The 20,876-nt window shown below is 37.5% G+C and carries 18 protein-coding genes; all 18 read right to left on the bottom strand.

Going from position 1 to position 20,876, the window contains the following annotated elements; translation table 11 throughout:
- Window position 1 precedes the first annotated feature (1 nt).
- Window positions 2-4,078, bottom strand: a complete 4,077-nt coding sequence (locus BUA02_RS06295) for a right-handed parallel beta-helix repeat-containing protein (RefSeq protein WP_072701887.1) — start codon at window positions 4,076-4,078, stop codon at window positions 2-4.
- 35 nt (window positions 4,079-4,113) lie between these two features.
- Window positions 4,114-6,120, bottom strand: a complete 2,007-nt coding sequence (locus tag BUA02_RS06290; RefSeq protein ID WP_072701885.1) for a pilus assembly FimT family protein — start codon at window positions 6,118-6,120, stop codon at window positions 4,114-4,116.
- 10 nt (window positions 6,121-6,130) lie between these two features.
- The gene (locus tag BUA02_RS06285; protein ID WP_072701883.1) at window positions 6,131-6,739 is read right to left on the bottom strand and encodes a hypothetical protein; all 609 of its coding nucleotides are present in this window, start codon (window positions 6,737-6,739) and stop codon (window positions 6,131-6,133) included.
- An 18-nt stretch (window positions 6,740-6,757) separates the two neighbouring features.
- On the bottom strand, window positions 6,758-7,114 hold the full coding sequence (locus BUA02_RS06280; protein ID WP_072701881.1) for a type IV pilus modification PilV family protein: 357 nt from the start codon (window positions 7,112-7,114) through the stop codon (window positions 6,758-6,760).
- A gap of 10 nt (window positions 7,115-7,124) precedes the next feature.
- Complete coding sequence (locus BUA02_RS06275; RefSeq protein ID WP_072701879.1) at window positions 7,125-7,727, bottom strand: hypothetical protein; 603 nt, start codon at window positions 7,725-7,727, stop codon at window positions 7,125-7,127.
- Between the two features lies 1 nt (window position 7,728).
- Complete coding sequence (gene gspM, locus BUA02_RS06270) at window positions 7,729-8,355, bottom strand: type II secretion system protein GspM (RefSeq protein WP_072701877.1); 627 nt, start codon at window positions 8,353-8,355, stop codon at window positions 7,729-7,731.
- A complete protein-coding gene (locus BUA02_RS06265; RefSeq protein ID WP_072701875.1) occupies window positions 8,352-8,951 on the bottom strand; it encodes a hypothetical protein in 600 nt (199 codons plus the stop codon). The genes gspM and BUA02_RS06265 overlap by 4 nt, the downstream gene beginning before the upstream one ends.
- Window positions 8,952-8,969: 18 nt before the next feature.
- The gene (pilM, locus tag BUA02_RS06260; RefSeq protein WP_072701873.1) at window positions 8,970-9,974 is read right to left on the bottom strand and encodes a pilus assembly protein PilM; all 1,005 of its coding nucleotides are present in this window, start codon (window positions 9,972-9,974) and stop codon (window positions 8,970-8,972) included.
- Window positions 9,975-9,987: 13 nt separating this feature from the next.
- Window positions 9,988-10,818 (bottom strand): prepilin peptidase, encoded by an 831-nt coding sequence (locus tag BUA02_RS06255; RefSeq protein ID WP_178297613.1) that lies wholly within the window; start codon window positions 10,816-10,818, stop codon window positions 9,988-9,990.
- A 5-nt stretch (window positions 10,819-10,823) separates the two neighbouring features.
- Entirely contained in the window at window positions 10,824-12,050 is a 1,227-nt protein-coding gene (locus BUA02_RS06250; RefSeq protein ID WP_072701869.1) for a type II secretion system F family protein, read from the bottom strand.
- A gap of 12 nt (window positions 12,051-12,062) precedes the next feature.
- Complete coding sequence (locus BUA02_RS06245) at window positions 12,063-13,115, bottom strand: type IV pilus twitching motility protein PilT (protein ID WP_242946482.1); 1,053 nt, start codon at window positions 13,113-13,115, stop codon at window positions 12,063-12,065.
- A gap of 11 nt (window positions 13,116-13,126) precedes the next feature.
- Entirely contained in the window at window positions 13,127-14,848 is a 1,722-nt protein-coding gene (locus tag BUA02_RS06240) for a GspE/PulE family protein (RefSeq protein ID WP_072701867.1), read from the bottom strand.
- Window positions 14,849-14,880: 32 nt separating this feature from the next.
- Window positions 14,881-15,246 (bottom strand): hypothetical protein, encoded by a 366-nt coding sequence (locus BUA02_RS06235; protein WP_072701865.1) that lies wholly within the window; start codon window positions 15,244-15,246, stop codon window positions 14,881-14,883.
- A 103-nt stretch (window positions 15,247-15,349) separates the two neighbouring features.
- Window positions 15,350-15,769 (bottom strand): type II secretion system protein, encoded by a 420-nt coding sequence (locus BUA02_RS06230; protein WP_072701863.1) that lies wholly within the window; start codon window positions 15,767-15,769, stop codon window positions 15,350-15,352.
- A gap of 193 nt (window positions 15,770-15,962) precedes the next feature.
- Window positions 15,963-17,192, bottom strand: coding sequence for a hypothetical protein (locus BUA02_RS06225; protein WP_072701861.1), 1,230 nt, complete (start codon window positions 17,190-17,192; stop codon window positions 15,963-15,965).
- Between the two features lie 126 nt (window positions 17,193-17,318).
- Entirely contained in the window at window positions 17,319-17,891 is a 573-nt protein-coding gene (locus tag BUA02_RS06220) for a type II secretion system protein (RefSeq protein WP_072701859.1), read from the bottom strand.
- 204 nt (window positions 17,892-18,095) lie between these two features.
- Complete coding sequence (locus BUA02_RS06215) at window positions 18,096-18,794, bottom strand: type II secretion system protein (protein WP_207647707.1); 699 nt, start codon at window positions 18,792-18,794, stop codon at window positions 18,096-18,098.
- A 448-nt stretch (window positions 18,795-19,242) separates the two neighbouring features.
- Window positions 19,243-20,865: a chaperonin GroEL gene (groL, locus tag BUA02_RS06210; RefSeq protein WP_072701855.1), complete on the bottom strand. Its 1,623-nt coding sequence runs from the start codon at window positions 20,863-20,865 to the stop codon at window positions 19,243-19,245.
- Window positions 20,866-20,876: the final 11 nt, after the last annotated feature.

The raw sequence follows: 20,876 nt of genomic DNA, 5'->3' as shown, positions 1-20,876 counted from the left end.
GTTACTGGTTTGGTGTTGTTACTCCAATAAATTCAAGTGGGTCAATTTCCTCATCTGGTTGATAGAATCTCTTATTTGGTCTTACTACCTGGTCTATCTTGTTTGCTGCCTTAAGGGCGTTTATAGACTCATAAACTGTCTCGTCATAGAAGAGGAACCTTGTTGATGCATTAAGACTATCGCCGTCTTCCTTGCGTCCTACGATTTCACCTGCCATGGTCCTATATGGGATCAGGTCTACGTCAACATCATTTATGGTCTCTGTCATCATGAGAATGTGTCCCATGACCTTAGAATCATTCGATACACTTACTGATTCGCCATCGCTACAGCCGCCGCACATACCGCCTACATAATAGCCCTTAATGGAACTATTGACTGCTGTGCCGCCTGTTACATTGAGACTTCCATTTACGAAGCCTATAAGTCCGCCGCCATATCCATTAAAGCCAGTAGACTCTATTCTGATTCCTGTAGCTTCTGAGATATTTCCTTCACCAAAAGAAACATCGCAGTTATCAAAGGTCACATCACTTCCAGCGTAGCCCACAAGACCGCCTGAATAGCTAAATTCATTTAACTCAGACTCCCAGGTTGCTATAAGCTTTATATCCTGTGTTACATTATTTCCAAATACGTATTCATCGCCAATGGTAGATGCCTCTCCCTCTACGATCTCCCATCCTGTAAATACATAATCTTCCTTCTCAGGTTCTTTTGGCTCAGTAGCCTTTGTAGGAACTACTGATGAAACATGCTCAGCATAGTACCTTACTTCGTTCCTAATGTATGTAAAGAATACACTTTCAGGATGCGATGCGTCTTTTACCGTATCCTTCCATGTACCGCCATCAAGGTCGTATTCCACTATATAGTCACCTGCAAGCATTGCCTCGCAGTTATCTGTATAGAGCTTTACAAAGTACGAAGGCTTAGTAGGATCATTTGGCTCATATACATCTGATGAGAAAAAGAGATTTGGCTGCTTTGCTATGTTATTTCTAGTAGAAGCCGTTCCATCTTCGTTATTTACACTACTATCTGAGAAACCATATCCAGTTGTAAATCTTGTTCTAGACTCGTTCTCCTTTGGAGGCTTGGTCACACCGATATTTGGTCCCGATCCATTCAAAGAACCAGTGATCGTAATGTTGTACTTAGTAGAATCAGTATCCTGTGGAAGGTAAATGTTGCTTGTATAGGTGGTTGCACTTCCATCACTACTAGCTACGTTACCAAGTACATATGGGCTATCCTTCATGTTAAGAGTAGCTCCTGGCGAGAAGTAGATACCGCCGCCATTAGAAGAAGTGCCGCTAGTTGCTGTATTTCCGCTAATAGATGGAGAACCTGTAAGATTTAAAGTCGCTCCATTACCAATATAGATACCACCGCCATTTGAATCATAGGATCCAGTTGTGGTGTTACCTGTAACTGTTCCGCCACTCATATTGAGAGTTCCGGTATTGATCTGAATTCCGCCGCCGCCAAAGTATGAGCGGTTACCAATAATGTTTCCGCCAGAGATTGTGGCATTTCCGCTATAGCCTGTACCAAAGATTATGGCACCACCGCCTCTATCTGTAGCGTCCACGGATGTGGCAAGGTTATAGGAAATTGTCGTAGAATCTCCGCCTGAAACTGAAAGGTTAGCTGTCTGAGCAACAGATATTCCACCGCCCCAGGCTCCCTTATTATTTGATATAGTTCCGCCAATGATTCTTACATTGCCGCTTCCTCTAGCTCTAACAGCTCCGCCACCACAGTAGGAAGCTTCGTTAAACTTAAGAGCTCCGTCGTACATGTAGAAGGAAGCACTGCCAGTTACCAGAACAGCTCCGCCGCCGTTTGATGTAGAAAGAGCTTCTGTAGTCCTGTTACCTGCAATTGTTCCGTTATACATGTTGAAGGTACCGTTTTCTACATAGACGCATCCACCTTCGCTATTTCCTGTGATGATACCGCCTTCTACTGTATAGCTTGATCCATCTATTGGATTTGTTACGCTATAGGAGTGATTTTGATCATTTAAATTACAATCTGTAAGATATAGATTTCCTCCATCTGAAATAACTATCATTCTGGAACTTCCGCCATCCCAGGATATCTTGTGATTATTAAGACAAAGCCTTACTGTTCCTGTAATATGCCATGTTCCTGATATGGTAACGTTATTTACAAGGAAGTAATTGCCACCTTCTGTTGGAAGTGAGTCGGTACTTGCCCATCTCTTAAAAGATACATCCTCTGTAGAATGAACTCCGTGGAGGCAATGTACATGAGTAGGTGCTGCAAGGCTACCTTCACTACCATCTACAACTACTTCATAGTCGTCACTATCAGATATAAAGAATGCTGCTGGATCAACTCCCTTATTTTCACCATCTGTATATCCATAATTGGTAGTAAATACTCCAGCTGTTTCCATACTGATTCCAATTACTGTTCCAGAAGAAAGAGGATTTACTATGGCAAGCTTCTTGCCATTTTTAAGGTAAACATTACTCTTAGAACCGCCACTTGTATTGCCGGTTATCTTAACTATACCTTCTATCTCGCAGGTTCCGCCCTGAACATTTACGCCGCTTCCTCTGTTGGCTGTGATAGTACCGCCAAGGAGAGTTGCTGTTCCGCCCTGAAGATAGATACCTGCTCCTGAACTTGAATTAATGCTTCCGTTATAGATCTTGATAGTACCGGATGTCATCTTGATGGCATCACCAGTTGTTCCTGTAATAACACCGCCATCCATGATAAAAGAGCCACCGGTTATGCTGATACATCCAGCTTTGCCGCCAGTTATCTTGCCCTTGCCATTGCCACTAGCGTTACAGTCATCAAGTTCAAATGTAGCTCCGCCTCCTACGACTATAGGAGGGCTAGCTGCATCATTATGAACTGTAAGTGTGTAGCCATTTAGACAAAGAATTGTACCTCCAGAAACATTAAACTGCGCTGTAAATGTGGTATTTGCAGTAAGGTAGTACTTACCTGCAGCAAGTCCAGTAGGATCAAACTTACCCTCTGCATCAGGAACTATTGGTGTATAGCCTGTGTGGTCATGTCCTGTCCACTGAGCATAAAGAGTTGTATCTGTAGTGATAGTCTTGGTATCGCCATCTAGCCAGTCATCTCCAGTTCCGTCTGCCTTGGTATTCCACTTAGTAAATACATGGCCTGTATATACATAGGCATTTGGAGTAAGGGTAACTGAAGTTCCTGGAACTGCAGGGACGCTCACTATCATTGGCTTCATGGTTCCTGATACAGTTCCACGAGCCAGGTGCAGGTAATCCTCGTTTTTACTATAGGTTATCTTCTTACTTGTAGTTGCGTTATTGATTACAAAGATAGAAAAAGACGTAGCTTCAATAGTAGCCACAATATCATTTCCGTTAACTGATATTCCGCCTACGTTTTCAATGGCTTCATCAACTACTTCAGCCTTTTCATCAATTGAAGCTACTTTTTCAAGAGTAGTTCCGGCACTCTCATCAATGTGGTACACATCGATATAAAGATTATCACCGTTATCAGATGCCTCTTTTGCCTTGTCCTTCATGGTAATAGTAAGGCCTACAGCAACAAGGGGCTCGACTTCATTTCCTGATACATCCTTAAATCCAATATCAAGGTATTCAAGGTTATCATGTGGCATATCTATGCTGTTAACTGCTGCTCTCTGAGCAGATGTCAGATCGCTGCTTCCTACGCTCCTTGCATAGAAACCAACTCTCCTATCAAAGGCTCCTCTAGGAATATCTACAGTTACCTCATAAGCTGTTCCAGCTATGGATTTACTAACTGTCCAGTCACTAGATGGATACTCTATGCCTGTAGCCATATTTGGATTTTCATCAAGGAAGTTCGTTCCATCAAACCAGACAGTCCTGCTACCTTCTTCACCGTTATTAAGGTGAACCTCCATGACTTCAAGCTGGTCGAAGAACTCAAGGTCTTCACTGGCAAAAGACACAACTAAAGAAGACTCTGATGTGAGTAAGAAAATAAGTGATAAAGTAATAGAAATCAGAGATTTGAAGAAAATATGCTTTTTTATAGGCTTTTTATTATTCATATGCATTCCCCCTCATATGAATTGCCATCGGCATATTAGGGAATAACTATTTCTTTTTCTGTTACAGTTCTAATCCATCCAGTTGGAGCCTGATCATCTTCTCCTTCTAATATTTCCGTTCCTGTAATAACAATGTTGCAATTTTCTATCGTAACTTCATTTGTAGTAATACCGGCCAGTGCTCCTATTGATGAAACAAGATTGTCTGCCTCACCATCCGCTCCTACTTTTTGAAGTCCTGTTATCTGTGGATCTATTAAAGTTATATTTTTAATATCATCACCATAAAATATCCTAAATAATCCCGCACAATATCTGTAATATACTTCAGTTCCATTCACTGTTTTCTGATAATCTGTAACATTAAGAAATGTTCTCGGAACTGCCATTGTCTTTCCAGAATTAAGTGTCTTTACTGCACTTTTTTCTGGCATTGACTCATCTATTTTTAAATTTCTTATTTCAAAATACTTACCATCATCATTTTGTAAAACATCATAGCTTGTTATATATTTATTTAATATTGGAGTGAAATATGCAGGCTCACCTGACTCTAGTTTATATGAGTCAAACCAAAGACAAACTTTATCTGTTACTAGCTCTTCTCCATCAACTGCCTCTTTAAAATCAATATCCCTTGCCTGAAAAGCACTCACTGATATAACTGATGAATCATTCTCAATAGCTTTTTCAAAACCACTTGATTCATCAAGATTCTGAAGATGTCTGCCATATGATATAAATGCCTTATATTCTGTTCCATCTACCCCGCTTGCCACATTATCGCCTTCTGTGTATAACCCATTATCATAAGCAAATAAACTGTTATCTGATGCAGATGCTGTAGATGTTAATAAAGGTGATGTAAGAATATTCCCGTCAGTTGAAATATCACTTTGTTTTTCAAAACTAGCGACTGTAGCTTTTACAATTATGTTCTCCCCAGGAATGAGATAAACGTCATTATCACCTGATGTAGAATCTACACCACTATCGTCTACTCTTTTTGCTTTTCTTCCATATGGAGACCACTGAATAGAGTGTAATATTTCATCAGCTGTAGGAAATTTACCCTCTTTTGAAAACTGTCCAGCAAAGCTCTGGGTTCTTCCCGTCACCTCGCTGATACCAAATCCATCAATTACTAACGGAATATTCGTATAAGCCAATGTATCAAGATATGGCGACCACTCAGAAAAAACCATTGTATTCCCACTGGTTTCTCCCTCAATTTCAACGGTTATCATAACCCATCGATTTTTTAATTTATTAAAATAATTAGGACCTTCTGTAGGAAAAACTATCTCTATATTCGCTATCAGTTTATCGCTATTATAAAGTCGTTTTTCTCCATTTACGTATCTTCCAATCCTTACATTTATCTGATTTCTTATGTCATTTTCTATATATGCTTCTGCTTTATCTTCAATCTCGTAATATCCAACATAACCTTTGTAAGTATTTTTCCTATCAGTTGCATTTCTAATAGAGTTCATATGCCCATTATAGAGTTCCTCAATAGAATATTTACTTGTATCGCTTAAATATGTTACAGAATATACTCTACAGTTAACTGGATCATATTCTATTACTATCCCGTTTTGATAAAACTCTGATGCAAATATCTGACCATAATCTGTTATGCGCTCAATTGTATCATCAGAACATCCAAACAAAGCTAGTCCTTCCTGCATACCGATAGCGTAATATTGAACCTCTATTGTCATACTCTCACTATTATTCGTCTCGGTATTTATAGTAACTGTTCTATTACCTATAACTGCACTAGTAGATGCTGCCTTTAATTCATCCTCACTTATTTCTTCAAAAGCATATATTTCCTGAAGCCTATTTTGAAAAGCAAGAGCCAAACTTTCAGCCGCTTTATCAGCTGCAGCCTGCCTGTTATTTGTCAAAAAGTTATAGATAGCAAGCGCACCAACACCGGCCAAAATACCAATCAAAGCAATAGTGATCAATAATTCAGCTAGCGTAAAACCTTTATTATTTTTAAGTTGCATGCCACCTATCTTTTTATACATTTGCATCCCCTTAGTTATCAGCCCTTATAACCTCAAGTGGAACTACAATAAAATAATTTTCTGTTAATTTCTTTCCATCATCATCCTGAATCCATATATGTACTGAAAATGCATCCCTAACATAGTCAATACTCATTCCAGCATAAATTGAATGCTTATCACTAGTTTTTTTATATGCTCCGCTACCAGCTATATCATAATAATTTTTGTTATATAAAACTGAACTCTCAGATATCCTTCCAACCTTTTTTGATAAATTCCCTAGTTTTACTTTTTCGACTACATTTCCGTTTTCATCTGTAATAACGAAAAATGATCCCGGCCCAAAATTATGAGCTTCGCTTGAAAAAAGAAACTCTCCATTTGCTCCAGACCTAACACTTCCCAAACTATCGAGAGTTATAGTTGCATAGCTTAATTCTGCTTCCACATAAGTTGATAAAATAGCACATAAAGAAATCGCGCTTGATGATTGCTGCCCTCTATAATACTGTGACAAAGCAAGCGAAATAGTCACTGTAAGTATTGAAGTAGCAAACACCATTATTCCAGTAGCAAGTAATAGCTCAGCAAAAGAGAATCCTTTTTTATCTTTTAGTAAATCTCGTATCTTCTTCATCTCTATTCTCCAAATGCGTCACTCATCAGCAAAAACCGGAACGTAATAGTAATAATAGTCATCTCCATCTGTATATTTATAGACAGTCACACTAGTAGTTGTATTAAGTCCTGCTGCAATAGCGTCACTTGCAGTAAAAGAAATATTTTCTCCTTGAAATTTGATAGTAGCAGAAGTTTGGGCTATGCTTCCTGAAAGGTCTTCGTGACTAAAAAAATCAGTATTTGATTTTATCAGCACTTTACTTGATGCAATAATAGCACCTGCAAGTATCATCATTCCAAAAGATGCTATCACAAGAGAAATCAGGGTTTCTGCAAGACTTTCTCCCCTATTTTGTTTTATCTTGTTTACTATTCTTTCTTTTACTTGCATAAGCTATCCTTTATTCTCCTATCGCTGAATAGGACCAGGTGTAATCCTTTTTACTTGATAATATGCTACTGGTAGAAACAGTTACTACAAACAACATTGAAACTGTAGTATTACCATGCATGTCGCTTATTACTACTTTAATGTTATTATCGACATTTTCAGTATTCATCATTACTACGACCTTAACCTTAAGTGGGTCAGCGTCATTCTCAGTAATATCAGATGTCATGTACCATTCCAAAGTATTAGCTGATCTTCCATTTACAGAATTTTTAATAAAAGTTTTAAATTCATTCTGAGTAGCTACACTTAGTTTACCCATTTCACTTTCCGTTCCATCAGCCTGAGCATATTTAACTATATACTTGTAACTATCCCTCCCTGCACTTGTAGGAGCATAAGAATAGCTGCATCCGTCAAAAAGTCTTTTAACATATGATGCAGCTGAAGATACGGCCAGCTTAGCCTGCCTATTATCATTTTGTCTTGCGGCTGCTTTTGCACTATTTAAGGCAGCACCAACAATGCTAATGCTAAGAACAGTAGCCACTAGAAAAACAGCTATAGCAAAAATAATGGTCGCGCCATCTTTTTCAGCAATCCTATTTTTCATGTCATTCTCCTGTATCATCTGCTGCCTGTGATGACTGTGCTGAATCTTCGGGTAGTTCCGAATCTTCAACTGCGTCATACATAGTCTCATAGAAGGTAGCAACACAACTGATACCAACATATCCATCTATAACAGATTCTTCTGAAGAAGATACAGAAATATCACCTATTAAACACCTTATTTCACTAGCTTCTAATTCAGAAATAATTTTCTTTGCAACATCATATGATCTTGCAGTAAAACTAAGTGAAAAATGCCTTCTTATCTGATTTCCTGATCTTGTAATCTGATTAAAGTTTATTAGATAATCGTCAGCATTCGTTTCTAATACATCATGCAAATAGTCTATTTCAATGTTACTAGCGTTATAACTTGGCATGTATGTAAAGCTTCTGCCTGCTTGTTCGGAAGCCTCCATTTCATTTCTCATATTTACTATCTGGGCAGCCCTTGACTCAGCAATAAGAAGTTCATCCTGAAGAGACTGTTTAGCAAGCTCAGCCTGATGAATTTCACTTGTAACAGGTTCAAATACCATAAGATAATACAGTGCTCCTAACATGATGATAACCATCACAAGAAGTAATACTTTTTCTCTAACTGTAAACTCTCTTCCAAAAGTTTTCACTGTTCTTCACTCCTTGCACTTAGGCTCTTCATATAGATAACAACATGCGACTGTTTAATACTTTCACCTGACTCCAATGTAGTAACCTGCAAAGCACTAATATTCATGCTTTCAATATCAGGATTGTCAGAAAGTTTTTTACTTAGTTCCATCATTCGGTACTGACTATCCGTATAAACATCCATCAAAACGACATTATTCTGAATACTAAAGCTCTCAACATGAACTTCTGAATCAGAAATATCTTCTATAAGCTCAAAAATTTCAGTTCTTGGAATCCTGTCCTTTTCTTCACTATCCATGTCATACCAAGTATAATGATAAAAAACATCGTTAATATCATTAGATTCGCTAATAATCTTCAGGTCATTTTCTAATGACAATTGCATCTGTGCAACTTCACCCTTGAGTCTATCTGCCTTGGCATACATATCTACTACACAAAACTTTGCAAAGGCTCCAGCCAAAATCACAATCAAAATAACACCAGGAAAAAGCATCTTCCAGCTGGTTTCTTTTTTCTCTTCTAGCTCCACAAAGTTTATGTAGGTCTTTAGTGGTGCATCCATTTTCTTTTTAGCATTTACTTTTCCCATTTGTTCTCCTTGTAATTATCAGTTATCTAGCAGAACTCCTGTAGACGCAGCCATTACATTAAACATGCCATCTTTGTTAAACTGTGGGAAGGCTTCATTCATAGTGATAACATGCATTGATATTCTTTCTTTTAATAGTTCAACCAGTGGCTCTATCATTCCACCATTTCCATAAATAACGACTTCGTTAAGTCTTGAACTCATATCTGACATTTCATAATAATTAAATCCTTTTATTATTTCAGCTGAAATATCTCTATATGCGTTCATTGCCGCTTCTGATCTATCGCAATTTTCATATTTTGTATTGAGATAAGTCTTTGCGAGTTCAAAGTCAATATTCATATCATCGGCAATTGCACCCCTCACATGATTAATGCCTATATCAATAAGCTGTGCAAGCTTATATTTTCCGTCCTTAAATATCTGCAATCTAGTGGCACTATTGCCAATATCAAGGAAGCATCTCTCAATCTTTTGTTCTTCAGGAGTAGGGAATTCTTTTAACAATCTCTCTAGTACACATACTTCTGGTAATGCCTTTACCAGCTTTAGTCCTGCTTTCTGAACTATTTCTGAGACATTATCAAAATACTCAACAGGAACAGCAACAGCCAAAAGGTCAAGCGTCTGTTCATCACCTTCTGTATTCTTTTCAACCATAGGTGGTCTATACGCATAGTCATAAAGATAATCCTTTAATTCGCCTCTTATATAATCCCTGAACTCGAATGGAAGATTATATTTTACTTGCTCATCAGCCATTTTAGGAATCTTCACATTTCTTATAAAAACCTGATCTGCACCTATAACAAAAGAGGCTGTCTTAGCTCTAAAACCGTTAGCTTTAATTGTGTCCCTAATAAAAGTTGCATACAGATTCTTGGATATTATTTCGCCTCTACTTACAATATTTTCGGGGATATCAACAGAAACGCTTTTGAAATCTTTCCCCTTAATCATTGCAAGTGTAAGTCTTCCATGTGCAGTATAGATTCCTATATTTCCTGTTCTCTTGCTCATCAGTCATTACTCCCTATATGAATAAGCTAAAGTACCAATCAGTAACTATCTCTGAAAAGATAAGCATCAAGTATCCAGCTAGTGCAATTGATGGTGCAAAAGGAAATTCTTTAGCTTTTTCAGGAAAAAGTACTTTCCTGACTGCTACAAAGATAATTCCTATGATGCATGATAAAAGAACAACCTCATAGCTTCCTGCATATCCAAGATATAGGGCAAGTAAAGCATAAAGCTTTATATCTCCTCCACCCATTGCCTGCTTTTTTAAAACCCTTTCCATAATGACAACTATTAAGATAATGATCATCATGGTCAAAATAGCTGCCAAAATACGATGCCCTATCCACTTTATCCAATCTTCTTCACATATAAATGGTGTAGTTAATAAAAATGCCAAAACTCCAACAATAAGACATCCGTTTGGAACTTCCTGTATTTCAAGATCAACAAGCGCTATAACAAAAAGGGCTCCTGTCAAAACTATATTTCTAATAAACACCAAAAAAGAACCAAATAGAAGCTCATTGTTTCCACTAAAAGCTTTAGCAATTTCAGGAGCCATAACCGCCATGTACATAAAAAGTGAAAGAAATCCAAAAATGAGTTCTGTAAGCGGATATCTTATGGAGATTTTCTTTTTACAATATCTACATCTTCCACCTGTCTGTAGATAGCTTATTAGCGGTATTAGGTCTTTTGCTCCGAGATCATGTCCGCAATTAATGCAATGACTCCTTCCCTTTACCCAGTTTTCTTTTTTTACAATTCTCATAGCTGTACAATTTAGGAAGGATCCCAAAACAAGCCCAAAAATGAAAGTAATAAGCCCAAAATATGCAATCATAATCATCACATGTAGCTGTACATTGAGAACATTGCCATATAGATTGAAATAACAATGAATCCCGCTATACCAGCAAGGAAAACTAAAATTGTAGGTTCAAGTTTAGATATTGCTTTGGCAACTGCCTGTTCTAATTCGTTGTCATAATACTTAGCAACTGTATCAAGAGTTGTCTTCATTTCTCCTGTTTCTTCTCCAACCCCTACCATATCCGTCAAGATATCTGGATAGCAGGCAGCTTCTCTCATTGATTCAACAATCGTCTTTCCTTCTTCTATCCTGGTTACCATATTAGCTGTTCTTTCTGCAATAAATTCATTAGGCATGACTCTTGCAGTAATAGTTACTGCCTTAGTGACTGGAAGACCCGACTGGATCATTGTAGCCATTGTATTTGCAAAAAGGCTTGCACTATTTAAAACAACTATATTTCCAAGAACAGGTAGTTTTAGCTGAAGCTTTGCGATTAACATTGCTCCTTTTTCTGTTTTTTTATAAAACATAAATCCAATTACTAAAACTACAGATATGACAATGAAATATAGAAATGTCTTGCTAACAAAATCTGACATCATGATAAGAAGCTTAGTCATAAATGGGAGTTCTCCACCCATATCTTCAAACATCGCTGTAAAAGTCGGAACAACCTTTACCATAAGAACAATTACCACAACAATAGCTATAACAAATACAAATATAGGATAGCTCAGAGCACCTTTTACTTTTGAACTCATTTTTGTCTGTTTATCAAAGTGTTTGTATGTGGATTCAAAACTATCGGCAAGATTTCCAGATTCTTCACCTGCGCGAATAGTTTCACAGAATGTAGGTGGCAAAAATGCACTTCCATGATCATTAAATGCTGCTGAAAGCGATCTTCCAGCCTCTACATCCTCGCCTACTACTCTCAATAATTTTTTTAGCATCTTGTCAGGGGTCTTATCTGTTACTAGTTTCACAGCTCTTGCTATAGGAATTCCCGCCGAGAGAATAGTAGCAAACTGACTACACATAAGAGTAAACGCCTTCGGATTTAGCTTATTTCCACCAATATCGGCAGTCATGAGCTTTCCAAGAAAAGTATCTGATTCACCCTTAATCTGCTTAACAGACAATATTACATTATACTGATTGCGTATTCTGGCTGTGGCTTCAAGCTCGTCAATAGCTTCTATCATGCCACTTACTTCTTCACCAGCATTTCCAATAGCAGTATATTTGTAACTGTTCATAGTGCCCCCTTGTTACATCATATTTCTCGAAACAAATTCTTTATTTACTGCATAATGAAGTGCGTTATCTCTAGTAATAAGTCCTTTCCTTACAAGCATACACAACGCCTGGTCCATAGTCTGTCCACCAATCTCAGCACTTGTTGCTACTGCATTTGCTATCTGCGGTGTATTACCTGTTCTAATGAGATTTCTGATAGCATCTGTGACTATCATGTATTCAGCAGCAAGCGCTCTTCCTCCGCCTTTTTTTTGAATAAGCTGCTGAGTAAGTACTGCTTGTAGTACCATTGAAAGCTGAAGCCTTATCTGTTGTTGTGCGGCTTCTGGGAATACCTGAACCATACGATCAATGGAATCCGCTGCGCTTCCAGTATGAAGTGTTCCAAAAACAAGATGTCCTGTTTCAGCTGCAGTAATAGCAGTTTCTATAGTATCTCGATCTCTCATCTCACCAATAAGTATTACGTTTGGATCCTCACGGAGTGAAGCTCTTAGTCCCATAGCAAAACTTTGGGTATCTTTTCCCACCTCTCTTTGGTTAATAGCACAAAGATCCGGCTTATACATATACTCTACAGGATCTTCTAAGGTTACTATATGTCTCTTGTAATTGTGATTTATGTTGTCCATGATAGCTGCAAGAGTAGTAGATTTACCTGATCCTGTTTCACCTGTTACAAGAACTATTCCTTTATGGAGTTTTGGAAGATCCATAACCGCTGGTGGAAGTCCAAGTGTAGACAGATCTGGGATATTTTCTGATAGTATTCTAAGAGCCAATGATGGAACGCCCTGCTGTTTGAACAGATGAATACGACATCTGTTGCCTCCAAAAGAATCAGCTGCGTCAAGCTCACCTGTTGTCATCAATATATTGTAAGCCTCATCTGTCTTTGCTAGCTCTTTTGCCATATTAAAGCAGTCTTCTTTAGTTGCTGCCACCTCTTCCATGTTTTCAAGGTCCCCGCTTTTTCTATATTTTGCAGGAAGCCCACAAATAATATGTATATCAGATGCTCCATCTTCTTTTGCTTTTACAACCAGCTGTTCTATTGTCATCATAGGCATTTACCTCAATCACTCTCATTGGTGATGCGCATTACTTCATATACAGTAGTTATCCCTTCAAACACAAGCTTTGTAGCAGCTTCTTTCAAAGATACAAAGTTATTTTCAGGTTTTTTAAGTTCTGCTTCTATTTCACTTCTTCCAGCTTTTTTGTATATAAGATCTCTAATCACAGGTGTAATCATCATAATCTCAAATACAGCAATTCTTCCAGAATACCCAGTATTAAAACAATGCTGACAACCTTTTCCTACTTTAAACTTTTTTCCTGGTTGTATTTTTATTCCAAGTCTCTCTTCATCTTCATGAGTTGGAGTATAATCTTCCGCACAATATGGGCATATTCTCCTCACCAAACGCTGGGATATAACACCTCTAAGAGTTGCTGATACCAGATAAGGCTCTACTCCTATATCAACAAGTCGGTCTATTGCTCCAACCGCATCATTAGTATGAATTGTACTCATAACAAATCGTCCCGTAAGAGCTGCTCTCATGCATATTTCAGCAGTCTCACCATCTCGAATCTCACCAACAGATACAATATCTGGGTCCTGTCTGAGAATAGCTCTAAGACCATTTGCAAATGTCATATTTGTCTTGGGATTTATCTGAACCTGATTAAGACCATCAAGGTTATACTCTATAGGGTCTTCCAAAGTTACCAAATTCACATCCCTTGTATTTAGCTCATTCAACATGGCATACATTGTTGTGGTCTTACCTGATCCCGTAGGACCAACAAGAAGCATTACTCCATTTCTGTAGTGAATGAGTTTTTCATATTTTTCCATATCGTCAGGCCTTAAACCTAACATTTCTTTATCAATATTTGTATTAGATTTATCAAGAAGACGACAAACAATCTTCTCGCCCCAAGCAATTGGCAGTGTAGATACACGCATATCTATACTTTTATTTGAAACACTAACTGTGAATCGTCCATCTTGAGGTATTCTTTTTTCTGCTACATCCATACCCGACATTGTCTTAACGCGGGCAATTACAGCTGCGGTAACATCATTTGGAACTTTGAGGATGTCTCTCATAATTCCATCAATACGCATTCTAACATCCATATCATTCTCTCTAGGTTCAAAATGAATATCAGATGCTCTTTCTGTCACAGCTCTTTCTATAATGGAATTAACAAGTCTGATCGTTGGTGCACTATCAGTATCCCCAGTAAATGAACTACTGGAAATAATAAAATCATAATTGCCAACTCCGCCAATATCTTCTTTTTCTGTATTGTTACCGCTTTCTCTCTTATAATCTTCAATAGCTTGTCTTGCACCTTCGTTACCGTAGAGCGTATTAATTGCTCTTTCTACTGCAACATGCGTGGCAATAAGAGGTACAATTTTCAGGTTTGTTACTTTTCTAACTTCATCAAGGGCATAATAATTAAGCGGGTCATCCATTGCAACATACAAAGTATCTCCCCGCTTCTGAACAGGAACTAAATGATTTTTTTTGGCTGTATTTTTTTGAACAATATCCGCCAAATCAGATGCAAGTGTCATTTTGGCAAGATCAACATAGTCAACTTCAAGCTGTACAGCCAATGTTTTGGCCATATTTTCAGGACTAACTATGTTGTTGTTAACTAAAACTTCACCCAGCTTTTCCTTTGTCTGCTTCTGGGTATCAAGAGCAAACTGAAGCTCGCTTTCAGTAATAAGACCTCTTTCTATAAGAAGGTCACCAATACGCTTTTTTGGCATTTGTTTTCCCCCTTGATTCTTTCGACTAAAGATCAGTCATAGGGCGATACCCATTTAGAGGAGATGTTTCCTTCCGCATCGACTGTTACCAAGATATATTTCCCCGAATGCTCCTTACTATTTCCATAAGGAGTAACTGTTCTTTTGGCTACACTTGGATCTATAAACTTTTTATTTTGGGAATCAAAAACCAACTTGAATGCCTTAAGATCCTGCAGGTATAAAACTTTTGCCTGTTTTTCTGCCGCAACAACCATACTGTTATCCATGGCATTTAATTCTTCATTTGCGTCTCTACTTATTATGGGAGCCAAAATAACAATCAAAAGCGCAATTAGTATTATCAACAAGATAATAAAAATGCCCGATATTCCTTTCTTCCAATAAGTTTTGTTCATAATTTAATCCTCCAAAAATTAATATCTATCATTAATCTTGGGTGATTATTATAGATCCAGCAGGCACTTTCGTGCCTGCTGAATTAACATATTCTGTTAAGGCTTATTCGGCTGCTAATTCAACTTTGCCATCTGCCTTAATGGTTACTTTGATAGCTTTATCTGCATAAGGTGTAGTTGCATTATAAGTAAAGCCTTCTCCAATTGCTGTAGGAGCAGTTCCACCATCTGCAGCTGTTCCCTTTAATGCCTTTGAAGTAGATGATTCTAACATACCTGTCTGTACGTTATAATACTTCGCTGGTTGATCAGTGGTGTAATTATTTCCGAGATAATCAGCAACTCCAGCAGCATATGCTGCTCTTAAGTTTGCAAGATCTGTAGCCTCTCTTGCCTTCTCCAATCTACTTGTGAAAATAGGAATAGATACTGCAACAAGGACAGCAATAATTGCTACAACAATCAGCAGCTCAGCTAAAGTGAAGCCGTCTTTTCTATTCAATCTGTTCATCATCTTTTTCATAAACTTGATCTCCTTTTCTTTGACTTTTTTAGTTGCTACTCCCCTTTTCCCATTTTCTCTCCACTTTTCTCCCTTGCTATGAACAAAACCCCTACTTACAAATCATTTCTAATTTGTAATTTATGATTCGTAATCATATTATAAACCATAAATTGTATATAATAATTAGCAAAAACAGTAAATTTTCTAAAAATTAAATAAACGATTCTTCCAAAACTCCCCAAAGGTATTGAATAATCGCAAAAATCATGGTGCTAAATATAAATGGTGTCCAATCTAAATTTGCAGCAATAATCATGACAATCACCCATAAAATCGGAATCATAGATACAAATAAATAAGCCATGATATCTTTTACGACAATTTCCTTATATTTCTTTCTAATTACCAGCAAAACAAAGATAATTACAATCATAGCCCAAAATATATCTGCCTGAACCTTTTCAATATCAAATACTTCTTCTAATAATTCGCCTACTTTTATGAATCTATTCAAAATCCCTACGCCATGTTTTTTTCCTGTATACCAAATGAGTACTGTACTGGCGCCTTCAAGCTTCATAAAAAACTCATTTATGATAAATTTGGGAATACCTTCAACTGCATAACCCAAGAACCACATTAATGTCATCTTAAACGCTTCTAGAAGCTTATCAAAATCATTCCGTTTATTAAAAGCTAACATCATGATAATAGGAAATCCTATGGACATAGAAGGAAGATCACACAGAGCAAAATAAGCAGAGCAAAGTCCTGTAATAAACATGCAGGCATGGAAATAATCAAGTTCTTTTCCATTAATACAGCCATAAAGAATAAAGATGCATGGAATGAGCATCAAAAGGAAATTGATGGAAATCGCAATAGATAATGCTTCTAATTGATAATTGAAATAAACAATAGAAAAAAGAAAAGGTAAAAAGGCCCAGAATTTATCTGTTGCCTTATATATATAAATACAGATAAGTATCACTAAAATGAATACTAAAGAAGTTAATAACCACCTGATATCTGCTACAGAATAAAGGACCAATAATGGTCGTAGGAATATTCTATATCCATGCCAAGCATGGGAATGTTCATATATCTTTTGTGAATAATCATAAAAAGTCACATAGAGTCCCCTTACGCCTCTATTAGCACCAGATTCTTCATTGTAACAATAATTGTATGCATCAAGAGCATTTGTTAAAGGATTATAAGTACGCTGATTGTAGGCAACTGCAATATAGTCAGCATCACAAAAATTTTCAAGGAAAGCTCCTTTTAAATACAATGAAGGATAATCTTCCTGATAGTAAAGCTCCTGCGCAGATTTCATTACATTTTCAGTTAGCAACTCATTAGGAATGAGCATGGAAAAAACAAGTAAGACATAGCCTACCAGTATAAAGCCAAAAGAAATTGCAACATACTTTTTCATATTAAGCCCTCTTTCATTTATGAATCATAATGCTCCTGCAGGTATAATTCACAAACAGCCTGATACCTAAGATAAGGCATCAGGCTGTATACTAATTCAATATATAATTGTAAAAACTGCTAGTTATCAGCCACTATGACCGCCATGACCGCCTGATGGCTCCGGTTCTGCTTCATCTTCAAATGAATTGGTACCAAAACCAGTATTGACTTCGCGATTTTCTCCTGTTCCAGTCAAATATGGATTAGTCCTAACTGCCCCTGTTTCTAAGTTAATTTCAACAGCAACCTTTGTATATAACTTTCCGGATTTTGCAGATATTGATGGCGTTCTTGACGAATTTTCAACCAAAATATTTTTTTCTCCGTCATATACATATACTCTAACTCCACTGCCTTCGTAGCATAAGCTATTAGCTGCATATACCACCAAATCAAAAGTCAAAAGTTTCTTTGCGCTAGCAAGAAATGATTCCTCAAAATTATCTTCATCGATTTTAGCAGTATCCATCCAATCTGCAATTGCTGCCGCCTTAGCACTTCTTACATTAGCTTCTGTGGTAGCTATCCTTGCTTTTTCAAGTTTTCCTGTAAATATAGGAATTGATACTGCTACAAGTACTGCTATAATGGCTACGACAATAAGTAGTTCAGCTAAAGTAAAGCCTTTATTTTTCCTTATTTTCAATTTTCCTTTCATAGTTACCTCCTTACTAAATAACCACCCTATATATCAATTTCTTTTTCTACACTCTATACTTTCTTATCTTGATTTTAAAAAAAGAAAAGCGTAAATACAAACAAATAAATCGAAAAAATCATAAAAAAACAAGTAAAAATAATAAATCGTAGATAAAAATGCAGCCTAATACTCCCAAACGTACTAGGCTGCTATTATTACATATTATTTACTACCACCACCACTATGTGTAGGAACTGGAACTATAGGATAGGAACCTGAGCCACTTCCTGAATTGCCACCAGAACCACTTCCTGAACCGCTTCCACTACCAGAACCACTTCCTGAGCCCGTGTTACTTCCTGCACTAGTATTTGTAGCTGTATCAAATGAATTAATTTCAAATTTATCGTCAAGAACTTCTTTCTTCTCAGTTCCAGTGATATATGGATTTGTTTTTACTACACTTGTACCTGTATCAATCTGCACAGCAATTTGTGTGTACAAGTTGTTTGACTTCTTTACGCCTTGAGTTTTACCAGCTGAGCTATTATCAATCAAGGTATTTTTCTCTGCATCGTAAATATATACTACTGAAGAGCCCTTATCATAATACTTGATTGAATTATCAGCGTAAACAACCATACTTAAATTAAAGAAGTTCTTTACACTTGCAAGGAAACTCTCATCAAAGTTTTCTTCATCAATCTGTGCAACATCCATCCAATCAGCTAAAGCTGCCGCTTTTGCACTACGGATGTTTGCTTCAGTTGTTGCTATTCTTGCCTGCTCAAGCTTTCCTGTAAAAATAGGAATTGATACGGCTACAAGAACTGCAATAATGGCTACCACAATAAGTAGTTCAGCTAACGTGAACCCCTTTTTTCTTAAATACTTCACATATCTTTCTTTTACAGTTTTCATAATAAACCCCTTTCCTGGCAAAGCGATATATTCTCTTACCATCTCATAAAAAAATAAATCCAACTTATAGAATATCTCTGTATAGATATTCTATTGTTGGTATCATTGTAAATAATAGAAATCATGCTTTCAAACAAAAAAAGTCGAAAATTTGATAAAAAAAGCGAATGGTAATATAAAGCAAAACTTAAAATTATAAAGTTAATATTTTTGATACTAGAAGTTATAATTAAAAGCCACCAATGATTTTAGAGACTTATATAGCGAAATCACTTCGTGATTTCCCTATCAACCGTTGTCGTCAAGCTCAAAATGGCAATAAATGCGTGCTAACGCACTCTAAGTAATAGAAAAACCACGGATTACCAAGTAAACTTGGATCCGTGGTTTTATCTATTACTACCGCTTCGCGGCATTTATTGTCATTTTGAGTTTGACTCGTTATCGCTTACATCATTCCCATTCCAGGATTTCCAGCTGGCATTGGAGGAACTGGCTCTTTTACTGTTGCTACAGCAGCTTCTGTTGTAAGGAAGCTTGATGCAACAGATGTAGCGTTCTGAAGAGCTGATCTTGTAACCTTGGCTGGATCGATGATTCCATCCTTAACCATGTCTACATACTCTTCTGAGTAAGCATTGAAACCGATACCCTGCTTAGACTCTTTAACCTTGTTAACGATAACTGATCCGTCAAGACCTGCATTGTTTGCAATGTTCCATAAAGGAGCCTCAAGTGCCTTAAGAACTACCTTAGCACCTGTCTTCTCATCACCTTCAAGAGAATCAGCAAGCTTAGCAACTTCCTTAGATGCGTGGATATATGCGCTACCACCACCAAAGATGATACCTTCCTCAACTGCAGCTCTTGTAGCGTTGAGAGCGTCTTCCATTCTGTACTTAGCTTCCTTCATCTCTGTCTCTGTAGCGGCACCAACTCTGATTACTGCAACACCGCCAGCGAGCTTAGCAAGTCTCTCCTGGAGCTTCTCTTTATCAAAATCTGATGTTGTCTCTTCGATCTGCTTCTTGATCTGAGATACTCTAGCCTCGATCTCTTTCTTAGCGCCAAGTCCATCAACGATTGTTGTCTTTTCTTTCTCAACTTTGATGCTCTTAGCTCTTCCAAGATCATCCATTGTTGTATCCTTGAGTTCAAGACCAAGATCAGAAGAAATAACCTTACCACCTGTAAGGATTGCGATATCCTCAAGCATAGCCTTTCTGCGGTCACCATAACCAGGAGCCTTAACAGCTACTACATTGAATGTTCCACGGAGCTTGTTAACGATAAGAGTTGTAAGAGCCTCACCATCAACATCCTCAGCGATGATAAGAAGCTTAGAACCCGTCTTAACGATCTGCTCAAGAAGTGGAAGGATATCCTGAATGTTTGAAATCTTCTTGTCTGTGATAAGGATATATGGATCTTCAAGGTTAGCTTCCATCTTGTCCATATCTGTAGCCATGTATGCTGAAATGTATCCTCTATCGAACTGCATACCTTCTACAAGGTCAAGCTCTGTCTGCATTGTCTTGGACTCTTCGATTGTGATAACACCATCGTTAGAAACCTTCTCCATAGCATCAGCGATCATCTGACCAACTTCATCATCTCCTGATGAAACTGCTGCTACTCTCATGATCTGCTCTTTGCCCTTAACCTTTGTAGCCATCTTGCCGATTGATGCAACTGCTGCATCAGTAGCCTTCTTCATACCTTTTCTAAGTACGATTGGATTAGCACCTGCAGCGAGGTTCTTAACGCCTTCGTTGATCATAGCCTGTGCAAGAACTGTAGCTGTTGTTGTACCATCACCAGCAACATCGTTTGTCTTTGTAGCAACTTCTTTTACAAGCTGAGCGCCCATGTTCTCATAAGCATCCTCAAGCTCGATCTCTTTTGCAATAGTAACACCGTCGTTTGTGATTGTTGGAGCACCATAGCTCTTATCAAGAACTACGTTTCTACCCTTAGGTCCGATTGTTACTCTAACTGTATCTGCAAGTTTATTAACACCCTCTACCATAGCTGTGCGGGCATCAGCACCATACTTAATTGTCTTTGCCATTTTAATCGCCT

The organism is Butyrivibrio hungatei DSM 14810 (genome assembly GCF_900143205.1).
Lineage (GTDB): Bacteria > Bacillota > Clostridia > Lachnospirales > Lachnospiraceae > Butyrivibrio > Butyrivibrio hungatei.
This window is presented reverse-complemented; position numbering and strand designations above follow the sequence as displayed.